The organism is Cyclobacterium plantarum (assembly GCF_011290685.1).
Lineage (GTDB): Bacteria > Bacteroidota > Bacteroidia > Cytophagales > Cyclobacteriaceae > Cyclobacterium > Cyclobacterium plantarum.
In genome coordinates this window covers 425,015-439,113 of the sequence record NZ_JAANYN010000001.1, presented here as the reverse complement: position 1 = coordinate 439,113, position 14,099 = coordinate 425,015, and the positions used below count along the sequence as shown (strand labels likewise).

At 32.5% G+C, this 14,099-nt stretch carries 11 protein-coding genes; all 11 read right to left on the bottom strand.

The features are described from left to right. Positions 1–10: 10 nt before the first annotated feature. Positions 11–1,462 carry a hypothetical protein gene (locus G9Q97_RS01870; protein ID WP_166142559.1) on the bottom strand — a complete coding sequence of 484 codons (1,452 nt, stop codon included), beginning with the start codon at positions 1,460–1,462 and terminating at the stop codon, positions 11–13. Positions 1,463–2,251: 789 nt separating this feature from the next. Then, on the bottom strand, positions 2,252–3,007 hold the full coding sequence (locus G9Q97_RS01865) for a WecB/TagA/CpsF family glycosyltransferase (protein WP_166142557.1): 756 nt from the start codon (positions 3,005–3,007) through the stop codon (positions 2,252–2,254). 106 nt (positions 3,008–3,113) lie between these two features. Then, positions 3,114–4,259 (bottom strand): glycosyltransferase, encoded by a 1,146-nt coding sequence (locus tag G9Q97_RS01860; RefSeq protein ID WP_166142555.1) that lies wholly within the window; start codon positions 4,257–4,259, stop codon positions 3,114–3,116. Between the two features lie 52 nt (positions 4,260–4,311). Further along, a complete protein-coding gene (locus G9Q97_RS01855; protein ID WP_166142553.1) occupies positions 4,312–5,313 on the bottom strand; it encodes a glycosyltransferase in 1,002 nt (333 codons plus the stop codon). A 105-nt stretch (positions 5,314–5,418) separates the two neighbouring features. After that, positions 5,419–6,381, bottom strand: a complete 963-nt coding sequence (locus tag G9Q97_RS01850) for a glycosyltransferase family 47 protein (protein WP_222851891.1) — start codon at positions 6,379–6,381, stop codon at positions 5,419–5,421. Positions 6,382–6,923: 542 nt separating this feature from the next. Then, positions 6,924–7,985: a glycosyltransferase gene (locus G9Q97_RS01845; protein ID WP_166142551.1), complete on the bottom strand. Its 1,062-nt coding sequence runs from the start codon at positions 7,983–7,985 to the stop codon at positions 6,924–6,926. A 448-nt stretch (positions 7,986–8,433) separates the two neighbouring features. Further along, on the bottom strand, positions 8,434–9,441 hold the full coding sequence (locus tag G9Q97_RS01840; RefSeq protein WP_166142549.1) for a glycosyltransferase family 4 protein: 1,008 nt from the start codon (positions 9,439–9,441) through the stop codon (positions 8,434–8,436). Positions 9,442–9,450: 9 nt separating this feature from the next. Next, positions 9,451–10,761 (bottom strand): glycosyltransferase, encoded by a 1,311-nt coding sequence (locus tag G9Q97_RS01835; RefSeq protein WP_166142547.1) that lies wholly within the window; start codon positions 10,759–10,761, stop codon positions 9,451–9,453. A 20-nt stretch (positions 10,762–10,781) separates the two neighbouring features. After that, entirely contained in the window at positions 10,782–12,035 is a 1,254-nt protein-coding gene (locus G9Q97_RS01830; RefSeq protein ID WP_166142545.1) for a hypothetical protein, read from the bottom strand. A 6-nt stretch (positions 12,036–12,041) separates the two neighbouring features. Continuing rightward, on the bottom strand, positions 12,042–12,698 hold the full coding sequence (locus tag G9Q97_RS25265) for a CatB-related O-acetyltransferase (RefSeq protein WP_166142543.1): 657 nt from the start codon (positions 12,696–12,698) through the stop codon (positions 12,042–12,044). After that, on the bottom strand, positions 12,695–14,065 hold the full coding sequence (locus G9Q97_RS01820; protein WP_166142541.1) for a lipopolysaccharide biosynthesis protein: 1,371 nt from the start codon (positions 14,063–14,065) through the stop codon (positions 12,695–12,697). Before G9Q97_RS01820 ends, G9Q97_RS25265 begins: the two co-directional genes overlap by 4 nt. Positions 14,066–14,099 lie beyond the last annotated feature (34 nt).

Sequence of the window (14,099 nt, the reverse complement as noted above, 5' to 3'; positions counted from 1 at the left end):
ACATCAAAAATTAAAATATCCTGGCTTTGATTGCTATGTATCGCACTAAATTATAGAGGTAAAGTTTCTTCAATATTGAAAAAACTTTCCTTTTTAAAGTAGGGTTGACCGGCATGGCCATAATTTCTGCATTATTGTCTGAAAGAATACGAATAATTTCCTTTTGTAAATTATTAAAATGAACATCCCTATCCTTTCTTTTTACACTAAGAAGCAGTTCAATAAGTGCCCTTGAATTAAATGGGGATTTTACGGTTTTACCCATTGCGTTCATTTCTGTTCTACCTTTACTTAACCAAATACCCATTCGCTCTTCCCAATACAACAAATCTAAGTAATGGTATCCCTGCTTTTCAAAGCCCGGCTTATCCTTTAACCAGCGTTCGTATTCTTTTATAGGAAATTTAAGTTTATTGAAGCCTATTTTAAATGCTAAATCAGCTGCAGTGGCATTTTTTTGATAACCAAATGAGTTCCTGGCTATCTCGTAAATGTTCCCGTTTATATAAACACGGCCCTTAAATGCATCTGCGCTGATCGTATTGGTAGATGGAAAATCAACACTTTGACTAAAATTTGTGGTATCCTCGACGGATCCAATTGTTTCTTCCTCTATAACATGTAGTTCTTGTTGATAAATAGCAGTTATTTTTTTTGGAAATACAATGTCATAATGATTATGATCCATGTTTTTATGTTTAAAAACATAATATTTACATTTCTCTTTAACCTCCAGACTTGCCAAAAAAAGTGTTCTGCTGTCGAAACCTCCGGTAACAGCTAAAGCGAGATCATTTCGATAAGCTATAGATTTCAAATAGCCTTTTATCATAACTGCAGCCTTTTGAGCTACCTCCTTCAATGGCCTTTCCTCTCTGGGAAATAAAGGGAAAAACCGAACCGTATTTTTTGCATTTAAATCAAGGTAGTGGTTTGGAAGTAAATGTTTTACATTTTTAACATGTGTAGATTCATTTACAAAATGCTTTTTTTTGGAAAATTCAATGGATTTAAAAAAATTAATGCTGTCTTCATCTTCATAGGGCACCAAGTCAACCACTTCAGCAAGTAATTTTGGTTGAGATCCAAAATTTTGATAATTCACATCGTAATAAACCTCCTTTTGGCCACAAGCATCATTAAAAAGAAAAATTTCACCATCAGTCTGATAAATGATAACAAAATCACCTGAGAATTTTGAGAGTTGATAAATTAAATCAATAATCGATACATCAATATCCAAACCCGCTATGATTCTTTCATTAGACTGTTCTGGAAACTCCCAATCATGAACATAACCCAATAAAAAAATACTTGACTTTTCTGTTTCTTTCTTGGTCAAGTTCAATTCCGGATGACAAAAAAGAAAAAAATCTCCAATATTCTCTTTGTTCCAACTTTCATCTGACCAATTTGGGGCAAATGACCTTGACTTCGTCAAAATAAATTGATTATAAAACATGATTTACCATTAAGGATTGGGTAATTTGAATTGAATTAAATTAGAAAAATTAATTTGAATTTTTACTTAGCGCCTTCTTCGAATATTGAATTTATTTTTAAAATTTGATTATTACTGATCTAAGTGCAGTAGCCATCAGGCAAAGCATAATGTATTTCTTAAACTACTTTTTCATTAATTTAAAGCAAATTTAGGACCAAAGGATGTTAACAAACACTATCATTAGATATTTAGTCCAAATCTACCCATGAAAATTTTCTCGTCCCTAGCAGAGACTTAATTCTTAAAAGGAGTACTATTCAGGAATTAATGAATTTAAATTCAGAAGCATAGAATATTTCGTTAGTCTTTCAAAACAGAAAAAAAATTTTGGTTGACTTAGATTTTGTGGTGGGAAACTAAATCCATCCAAAACTTTTTCTGGAAGTAGGCATTTATTTCATTAGAAAATTCGTTAAGACTCGTAAATATAATAGATTCAGCTTTCCATTTAAATATTTTTCATTAAAAAAGTATTTTTGTTCTTAAATACTAACCTTTGAAGATTCTCCTTTTTGAAAAGCTAAATATGAAGGACAATTACATTAAAAAATCATCGGGAATTAGTTAGCGTTATATTTCAACACCAATTACAAAAAATTAAAGAAATATTCCGATTAAAGCAAAAAGGTTTGGCTTTTACTTCCATTGGAAGTTTCAAAGATGGATGAGATTTTCCAAAAATCAAGAACACTTGAAAATAACAATCCCAAGCCTGTAAAAGTCGTGACGAGCGTACCAATTTATTAACTATCTCCTTTTACTTAATTTCCTTCTTTCCCTAAATAATAATGTGACGAACGCAATATTTGTGGTTAGATACCTTTTCCACATTCTCCCTGGTTCCTGCAAGGTGCGAAAAAACCATTCTAATCCAATATCCTGCATCCAGACAGGAGCCCTCTTAATTTTTCCTGAAACCACATCAAAACTACCGCCCACACCCATAATGAAAGGGACTTGCATTTCATCTTTGTATTTATTCAAGAAAATTTCCTTTTTTGGAGAACTCATGGCAACAAATAAAATATCAGGACTTGAATCCCTGATTTGATGAGCGATTTCCAGCTCTTCTTCCTTCCCGAAATAGCCATTTCTAAACCCTGCAATAATGTCTTGATTGTATTTCTTCCCATAAATTTGTACAACCTTGGCTACTACTTCTTCTTTTGCTCCGAGAAAAAATACTTTATACTTCTTCTTGTGAGCCAGGCCTACCAAATTTTCCATCAGGTCAATTCCCGCAACTCTTTCCGGTAGGTATTCTTTTAAATATCGAGCCGCCCAAACAATGGATTGACCATCAGCATTAATAATGTCGCAATCCACGATGGAAGCCCTCAATTCCAAGTCTTTCTGAGCATTTACCAATTTTGCAGCATTCACGACGACATGATGCAAACTTTCTTTCCTCTCAATGCTTTTATCTATCAGCTCAATGGTCTGCTCCATGGTAAGCGCGTCTACAGGAACATTACAAATTTGGATTCGTTTGACATTTTTCATAGGTAATACTTTTGAATAGAGCTTTTGAATTGTGTTCATTCCCAATAAATTAATTTTTAAAATAATTTAACTAAGCCTTAACATTTACATATATGTAAATTAAAAATCAATAAATACTCTTATCTAATATATCAACATAAGCATTCCGGATGTTTATCTTGGAAAAAACCTTTAATCCATTGTTCTCTTTCAGCGTTTGTACAGCTTTCATATAGTCCTGGTTTTCCAGGTAAATGTGTTTCAGAGCATCAGAAATTTCTTTTACCGAGGTACTTTTCACTTTTATCCCAATTTTAGTCTCATCAAACAACCCATCCACCCCTGCATTTTTTGCATATATTATTGGCAAACCCGCATTAAGTGCTTCAATGAAAACCATACCAAAGGTTTCCGGATTACTTGGCAAAACAAACCCCATATAATTTCCATAATGGTTTAATAACTCATCATGTCCCATGGGACCAAGGATATTAAATTTTAATGGGTATTTACATGAATCAATAAATTTTTGAATAATCCGCCTGGACTTTTCAGGTCCTGGACCCAAAATATCCAATCCCACTTCTGGATAATTTTGATGCAATCTGTCAAAAGCTTTAATGACCCGCTTTACATTTTTTCTTCTATAATTATCTAGCCTGAATACTGAAATGAACCGATTCTTTCTCTTCACATTTTCAGGAATAATATGTTGTTTAAGGTCAATAATATTGGGAAGTAAAATACCAGTATTCTTCAGATCTAATCCCTTTAAATAATAATCCATCTGCACTTTTGTCCAAGGGGCCAAAAAAACTACGTTTGATGCCTTCTTTAAAATTTTCTTATAGAAAGGCCGTAACATTTTTTTTGATTTGATGACTTTAAGATCGGAGTCCCCCCTTATGGTGACTATAAAGGGGACAGAAAGCCATTTAGATAACCAAAACGCTATAATACCTTCAAATGAAAGTTTATGCGCATGGATCAAAGTTACTTCTTGTGGATTAGAACGAAGAATCCTCAACACCCTTTTACTGGCAAAGTACATCCAAGTCGTTAAACCAATACCAAAAGGCATGCCAAAAACCCTCATGGCAATACAAGAATCTGTAAAAAGGGGACTATAATCAGCTGACGGATCCGTTGTACGATTCATGGAAATGACCAAATTATCATATTTTTCTTGAGAATTTACCAAATTTTTTACCGCCTTAGTTTTACTAGAGTGGATTATATCTGGAAAATCAAAGGACAGATGTAATATGGTCATATACTATAAAATTATATTAAAGTAAATTCATGATAAATAGAATAATAGCAATTTAGAGTGCCTTTTTAAATATTTCAGCCAATTCATTGCTAAAGACCCCGGAATTATACTTTTTAAAATATAGGTCACGGGCGCTCTCACCCATTTTATGAAATTGGTCACTTAGACCAAACATTTTATTCAAGGCCTGGGTCCATCCTTTAACAGTATTGTCTCTCACCCAAAGCCCAATATTTTCCTTTTCAATATCTATATCAATATAGGGATGGTAGGTCATTAAAACAGGTTTACCAAGAGCTATGCAATCATTAAGGACAGTAAGGCCAAAAGTATTCCCCCTATTCTTAATATCCTCACGGATTGGAATTATAATAAAACTGGACGCCATGTATTCCTTTAACAATTGGGGATAGGGAACCCAGGAATTATCCACAGTAACATTAACAGGTAATATTTTGGTGGAGGAAACTCCCTTTGGAGTACAGAATATTTTTAATGGTTGCTTGATCTGAGAAAAAGCATCGATCAACATATCGTAATCGCGGTCTACTGTTCCTGCACTAATGGCAAAGGGAGGTGAAGGTTCCAAATCGGAATGGTTTAGCGACCGGTAAAATTTACGGTCAGGCCCCCAATGAACATGATGAAAGTGCTTCGATGCGTAGTCCATTGAAAAACCCAAATCAACTCTTGTCTTTTCAAGGAGCCGTTTGCTAAAGAAAGCATAATGATCAAACTGTTGGAAACTCTTTTTAAAAATTTTGCCTAAGAGAGATTTTTTGTCATCATAAAAAAGAAATCCCTGATGCCCCAAAACCACCACAGGGGTAGAAAGCAATCCAATCCATTTAAAAAGAGAAATCAATCGGCAGTTTGCCAAGGGGTAAGGAAAATAGAGTAAATCATAATTTCTAACCCTAAATAAGGCCCTTATTTGTTGATCCAAATAGGGGATTTGTAAAATATTGCCCACCTTATTCAACCAAACAAATTTCTGATGTTCCAATATATCAACCACAAAATCACCCGATTCCTCCAATTCAATCTTACCCATTAAAAAATGACTGGGGTTTTCACCATTTTGCCAGTTTATAAAAATCGGATCGAAGGAATATGAATTCACTAATAATACCCTTATCTTCCTACTTTTGGTCATCACTCAACTTAAAATAGATTCAATTTTTTCCTTCACATAAAGGGCCGTAGCCTTTTCCGAACATTTATTTTCCCACCATACAAGCATTTTATCCTGGATTTCTTGCAACTGAGCAGGATCATTTAAAAGTTTCTTTGAAATTGAGAGTCCTTCCTTCCAGTTATCAACTTCAATAATTGGTGAGCCTTTATAAAACTCTGTATTGGGTAGCTTTTCGGATATAATTACACAGCCAGCTCTCATAGCTTCAAAATGCCTAAAGCACTCGGTCATATCATAACCTTTTGGACAAAGCACTATTTTGCTTTCGGATAGTATTTTACCGTATTTTTCGGTAGAAAAGCCAGACTTGAAAGAACTATTGAAAATAATAATAGAATTTACATAATATTTACTGAAATCATCCTTTAACCTCAAAAGAATTTTTCGATAAAGTTCCGCATGTAAAATATTTTTAGAAGGTATCAGAAATTTAAGTGGAGAAAGGTTTCTATAAAGGTCTATTCTATTTTTATTTAAGTTACCCCTAAAGAATATGTTATATTTTCGTTTTGAGATCGGCTTTACGGGTAAGAAACTAGGAACATCTTTTACATATCCTATTTGAATTGGAAAAACATTCTTAACATCAAAACTATCGCCGATATATGCCTTAAAAATTGCGAAATAATGATTTGAGTAAGGACTAGGATCTTTTCCAAATTCATCAGAAAAATAAAATAACACCTTCTTTTTATTACTTTTAAAATGAATACTTTCAGGAAGGGAATCAATTTGATGATTTGAAAAAATAAAAAATTCATAGTTAAAAAACTCGTCGTGCATCAAACTTTGCAATTCAGCAAAAATTCTTATGATAAATAAACCTTCATTTAAATCATCAAATTTATAGTCAGAATTATTTTCATAATGCACATTTGGTAGCTGAAATAATTCATTACCAGAGTTTGATTTTACAATGCTCACATTAATATTTTTTAGATTAAAACATCATTTTCATATCATGGTGTGGTCTAATAGGTTAAAACCCCAAATTAAATAAACAATATCTTAATTAATTTAAATACAAAAACACTCCTATTTTTCTATTACCTAAAACAGTAATTAATTGTTAACGTTAAATTAGATAATCAAAATTTTCTTGAAGAAAAGAAGATAATATTCATTAAACCTTAATTTATTATCATGAGTTTCAAATAAGACCTTACAATAAGGTAATAATAATCTACTCGTTGATGACTCCAATATATATATAATAAACTTTAATATCATCTTTAACTAATAGAAATACAACCTAACTTTCAAATTGATTCCTATCATTTCCTAATCTATTAACCTTTTAGTCGAACTAAATATCAGGCAATTTAAATAACTAAAGGTTAATTTATAGCAAAAACCATATTTAGAATCCAATATTAATATAAAATATCACTTCATTACAAATATAAATTATTATTCCTTAAATATCCAATATAAGATTAAAAGACCCTTTTTAAAATACCAATTCACTATTTTAAACTATTGTATACATTTGAAAAAACCATTTCCAATCGGGCTCCGAATATTTCTGCATTGAATTTTCTATAGTATACAGCAGTTGCATTTTCACTCATATGCTTCATTTTCGCCTTGTCATTCATTAGTGTTTTGACAGCATTTACCCAACCTGAAACATCACCCATATCAACAAAGATACCGAACCCTTCTTTCTCAACATCAAGATTTAAATTTTTATTTTTTGTAATGATCGTTGGCTTACCAAGTGCCACAACATCCTGAATACTTGTCATCCCCTGGCATCCTTCATTTCTTGAATCATATTTTAAGGGTATGAGTATCACACTTGAATTTAAATAATAATTCATTAGCTCACTGTAAGGGATGAATTCAGGATAAATAGTAACATTATGGGGGATTTCATCCACAATGGGAATCGATCTGGGAGTACAAAAGATTTTAAGTTTATAATCCAATTGCTTAAAGGCTTCAATCAAGGTTTCATAGTCACGTGAAGTATGTCCTGCACTGATAAGGTACGTATCACTCATTGAATTCTTACCTTTGAAATTACGATAAAAATCCCGATCAGGGCCCCATTGGGCAGTAAAAATCTTTTTAGAGGAAACTTCACTTCGAATTCCAAGCTTTTCTATAGCCTGCTTCATTAGATTATCACTTAAATAAATACTTGCATCATACGTAAGTAACAATTTTTTTGAAATCCACTTCACCCAGGAATTATTATAGTTTGTACCTAAAAAAGGACTATGTATGGTAACAACAATAGGTTTCCGGTAAATTCTAAATAGTTTTAACACTAACAATAATTTGGTGTTTTGGGTACTATAGGGAGCATACAATATATCATATTTGGCGGATGAAAACAAAATTCTAATTTGTTGATCCAAATGAGTGATCCCAAACAAGCCTCCAAGCTTGTTGAGCCATTTAAATTTTTCATGAGGAAAAATAACCATATTAATTTGACTGAATTTTTCAAGCTCAATCTTACCCCAAACATGGTGACTACCACTCTTCCCTTCTTTCCAAAGCTGGTAAGCATTCTCCATGGAATAACTATTAATCAATAAAACCCTCATAATTAATTAATAATAATTTAATTAATACCTTCAATTAGTGACAAAAATCAACAGGACATTTCCTGCTTCAATAAATAGCCCTTAAAGTATATACCCAAATATTTATAACCTTTATAGTAAATTAATTGTTCAATAAAATACCTACAAAAATATATTGTAAAGAAAATGAATACATTAAATAACGTTATATATGGAAAAATATTAAAGATAAATAAGTTTATTAAAACTTTGAAATTATAAATTAAAAATTAGGAAATTAATAAAAATTGAGCGAAAATTTTATCACTTCTTTAACTAATCCTATCTATTTAATAAATACAAAAAAATTATTTAGGTCATATAATAGTAAAAAATAACACCTTGCTTTTTCAATTTAAAAACATCATTAAGCCAATATCCAATTAAGAATCAAATCCAATTAAAGTTTTAAAAGAATAAAATCAAGCTTTTCTATAAACTTGTTCCAATTATTTTCTTCATAAAAATATTTTCTTTCGGACTCAAGCTTGTATGCAGCCTGATCAATTTTTTTAATTATTGCAGGAATCTGATTAAAGTCCTCATACGTATTTACAAAACTTAGGTGACTTAGATCCTTAAATGCGCCATGATTGGGACCAAGAATCATACTCCCCATTCTTATTGAATCTATTAAGGACCCTGAACTTATCACAGTATCGGAATTATAAGTAAACAAAATGAACCTGGATTCCTGGGCAATCCTATATATCTCATCAAAATCGAGAACCTCATTATAAAATTCAATGTTTTCACTAACAAGACTCTCAATTTCAGTCAAGTACTTCTGATCAAAACATTTACCTGCAATCTTTACCTTAAATTGCTTATCTAGAGATAAAGTTGAATTAAAATTTAAAAACTTATCGATACCCTTGTATTTGTAAACACTACCCCAAATTAAAAAATCTGTTGTTTTTTGCACATTAAGCAGCGGAAACAACTCCCTAATCGGGTGCATAATCACCATTACCTTACTAGCCTGATCTGGATAAGCATCCATGACGAAAGATTTACCCGATTCTGAGTGAGTTATTATCCTATCTGATCTTTTCATCATCAAATCAAAAACTTTCTTTACTAACTTATTGTCATTTTGATGATGAGAACCCTTATTGTGCAATACCCACACAACTTTCTTTTTGAAAACCCGAACAAACCATAAAAACAGAACAAATCCTGCCACTTGAAAACGTCCCAGCATCTTCTGAGGCAAGGTTTCTATCCAATTAAATATAAAAATTTCGGTCGAAAAAAAGTAAATATAAAGGTTAAGAATACCTAAACCTGAAGCATCTTTATTTACAATCTTATGCCTTTTAGCAAGTTCCCTGTGAAAATCAAAAATATATGGATTAGGGGACTTATAATATTTATTATGCTTTGGATATAAAAAAATATTTTTCATTATAATTTATTATTCTATAACAGAAATCAATGCTTTTCTGAAATCGTTTCTGACTTTAAATGCCTCATGTTTATCCTTTGCTAAAAGTATTGCTGACTTACCATAACGTTCCCGCTCCTCTGGACAATCAAGTAATTTCTCCACTGAATTTACCAACTCCTCAATATTTTCATCTTTGACAACTTTGGCCCAATGATATTTTTCGGCATAATTTACAAGAGCTGTATCTCCAGGAGCAAAAATAAGAATTGGCGTCCCACTAATCATGTACTCAGATGCTTTGGTAGGCATTGAATATTTTATAAATTTAACCGCTTTTTCCGAAAAATCATAAGGCAAGTACAAAATATCAGCCTCTCCAAATTTTTCAGGAAGTTGCTCATAAGGAACAAATGGTCGGTGTTTGATACATTTAAATTTATTCATCCATTTCTTCTTTTCAGCGACTTGCAAAATAAACTGAATAGAACGGCCTGATTTTTTATTGATTATAGAAATAGCTTCTGCAAGAAGTTTCAAAGATTTCTCAATGCCTAGTCCCATTCTTCCTGCATATAGAATTTTAGGATATTCACCATTTATCTGCCAATTTGATTTTTGACCCTTTTTCCAAAAATCAAAATCTATGGGATTGTGGAAAGCTTTAAATTGAATATTATACCTTCTGAGGTACTCCACTTCCATTAACTCACTAATTCCCAAATGTAAATCTGAAACTTCAAGCAGTTTTTTAAACTCTTTGTCCACGACCTTTTCCCAATATTTACCAAAAATACTTTCACCTCTTACAAATTCAGGCCAATCATCCATCATGTGAAAAACCATTGGTTTATTGGTGTATTGTTTTACTCTGGAGCAAAATCTTACCCTGTTTCTTCCATGAGCTTGAGCATATATTATATCAGGTTGGTATTCATCCAGCCATTTGCAAAATTTCTCAGATAAGTCAAGCTTGTAAATAGTCTCCATTAAACCTAGCCACTTGAGAGAAGGTTCGACATAATTGATTAGAACCCTGGATCTCAGTTTGGATTTTTTTGGAACAATCTCTTGGACAGAATGATTATGAAAATCAAGTAAACCTGAGGTATATTTTCTTTTAATCATATTAAAAGGAAATTTCCAGGTCATTTCCTTTTCTCCTAATTGATAGTAGGTGTCGCAAATATCAGTAACTATATTGGTATTAATTAACCCTGGCAAACTGGCCACAGCCAGTTTGTTTTTAGGCCAACCTTTAAATAAATTGGACAGGGTAATACCCCCTCCCGTGTTATTGGTAAAGGGTTGGATCAAAATAAGTATTTTTGGAAAGTCCATTATGAATAATTGGAAATAAATTAATTTTTAAATGCTTCTTTAATGGTTTCATCAGATAAATAACGCATATCCTTGGAATATCCAATACCTACACAAATCCAAAACAAAATATAATTCACTGAAAACAAAAAAACGTTCATAGGATATAAACTTAAAATCCAAAGGACTATCCAAATCCCAGCAACTTTTGATAATAAATTTTTTGAATAAAAAAATGCTTTAAAAGCTGCAGGAATTGATATCAATAGAATTAGAAAAAGAAGAACCCCTCCTCCTTTCAATATCATATTCAGGTAGTCTGTTTCTATCATTGTCCTGTATCCAGTTGTATCATTAATGTCAATATTGGGACACCAATATTTTCCATTAATACCTCTACCTATGATCCAGTCTTCCAGCTCAAAATCCTGAAAAAAGGCTGCTTCTACACCCTCCCGTGTATTTATTGTATTACGCTCTTCAATTTTTTCAAAAAAACTAAACCTGAGTTCCTGATAAATCTGCCCAGCAAAAACAGATGACACTAATAAAATCACAGCAAATATCATGACCATTAGGACTTTTCGGTTAGCATAGATATATACGATTACCATAAAAATAAAGAAATAGACCATTGATACCACCATTATGGCTCTCCTTGCCCGATATGCTGAAATGCCAAGCATCAAAAGAAGCGCTAAAAGAATAAGAATATTCTTTGTTTTACTGTGATATATATAAGTAAACATTAAAAAGCCCAAAGGGATACCAAAATTTCTTGTAAATCCTTCAAAAATAAATTTTTCATTTACATTTGAATCGTAATGAGCAGTAACTTCTTCAAAAAATATCAAATTAAATATAATAAAAGCAATAGCCATAAAGAAAATAACCACGAATAGCTTTTTATAAAAAAAAAGATTTTTAGGGAAAAAGAGAAAAATTGGAAAAAAATATTTAAACACTCCCCCAAAAATAACGGATTTAGTATTCTTATAGGTAAATTCAAAACCGTAAAAAGTAATGAAAATTGCCCATAAGAAATAAATCACCAGAGTAATGCCTAAAAATTTATTACTAACTTTAAATTGAACAATATTGTAAGTTGCATAAAACAATCCAATAAGTGCCAAAGATTGAAAAAACTGTTCGACAATAAATAAGCTATTTATAAATGTGCTGCCAAGACCTGAACTAAAGCTATAGACGAGTACAAAAAACCAGAAAAGCTTATAATTGAAATTAAGCTCGTTTACGTATTTTTGATAATTTGCTGAATATTCGATACTATTCATATTTGTTTAACCCTCTTTTACAAATTTCTCAACATCGAAAAACATTTCTTCAACTTTTTTCAAGACCTCTTCATCTCCATCCCACCATTTAGATTTTAATAAAGAGTCAATTGTTTTTTCATCAAACCGGTATTTGATGATTTTTATTGGGCAACCTACAGCAACAGCATAAGGGGGAATGTCTTTACTCACCACGGCTCCTGCACCTATAACTGCACCGTCGCCGATTTTTACACCATCAAGGATCGTGACATTGGCCCCAATAAAAACATCATTCCCAATGGTTACAGGAATTAGCTCTTTAACTTTGGTTTTTTTACAATAGGTGAAACCCACCTGACAATTGGTAGAATAAAAAACAGGAGATGTGGATATACCATCTATAGGATGAACTCCCCAACCACTGACAAGGTTTGGGCCTATGGAGCAAAATTTCCCTATAGTAGTGTTGTATATTCTTGCATTTAAGGAAATATAGGTCCCTTTATCCACGCTGGAATAACTTAAAACATGGTATTTAAAAATCCTGGCCTGAGGATGAATTTTGCTATTGATCAAGTTGCTTCCCAGAATCTCCCAATAAACTTTTTCATTTTTAGCTGAAATTTTAACTAGGAAATAAAGGTTAAATATAAAATTCCATATGGGTTTAAAAAAACTCATTCGTTCCAAATATTTTTTGCTGTTTTATTTAAAATCTTATGTGTCTGAATGGAAAATACAATACCCATGATACCAAATATCAAGGTACTTGTCATGGTTATGCCCACCAGACCAAACCATTTGCCCAACAATATGGCCAAAGGGATGTTTATTAAGGCAGTAAAGGTGACCAAATACAGTTGTAGTTTAATTTTACCAATTCCATTCAGGAAGAATACATGCATCGTTTGCCAAATGGCCACAACTACATATAGGCACATGGCAACTGAAAGTTCAAACGGAACATCCACGGAGTCGCCAACCCAAATCCGATATAAGAAAGGTGAAGCAAATAGAATGCCTATTGAGCCAAGTATGGCCAAAAACCAGATTTTCCTCATCTTGCCAAGCGTATTCCTGATCCAGTCGTACTCCTCCCTAACGTATGCATCGGTGAAGGCACTCCACATCGGAGTCACCACTATGCCAAAACCCATTGTGACAATATTGAAAAGTTTAAAGGCGATATTAAATGGGGTCACTTCTTCCGGACCAAAAAGCTGGGTAATGATTACATTGTTTGTACTAAAAAGAACTAGTGCCCCTATTTGAATAACAAAAAACTTAGCCCCCAGAGACATTAAATCTTTGGCCAGACTAAAATCTACCTGGCGAAAAGAAGGTGCATAACGTTTATAATCCTGGGTATAAAACCAAATACTGGAACAGGTCAACACCAAAACAGGGGTGAAACTCAGTGCGGCACCCAAATAAATCAAATTGCCCTCTGTAGTTTTTGTAAGGATAAAAATGACCAGAAGAGAAAATAAACTCCCTAAAAAATTAAAAAGGGAAGCTTTCGCGGGTTCCTGGTTAGCCGTCAATACCGTTGTAATCAACTTAAGCACAAACTGCATGCAGAAAAAGGAAAAAACTATAAGAGCCACAACACCCAGCTCATCACCCAAAGCTTCGGAAGTATTCAAGATACTGGCCCAATTCAAAAAGGGGTTTATCCCAATAAATAAAACCAATACACCACCTATGATTAAGCTAAGAATGGCATAAGTGGTACTGACGTATTTTTTTGCCAGCACAAATTCCCCCTTTGCAATACTTTCAGCCAATTTATTCCTTAAGCCATGACCAAACCCAATGTCAAAAAACCCAAACCAACCCACCATGGAACTAAGTGTAAGCCAGATACCATAACTGGTTGGGTTTACATAATTAATTGTCAATGGAACAAGTATCAAACCGATCGCAATACTACCCCCTTTGATAATAAAAGAAGCCAGGATATTTTTTTTTGCCTTGACGCTTCTTTTATGTCCCTTATTTATTGCTTTATTAATAAATAAATAAAGCGAAGCAAATTGATTACTCATTCAAAAAAGATTTCTTAATAACTGTATAAAAATG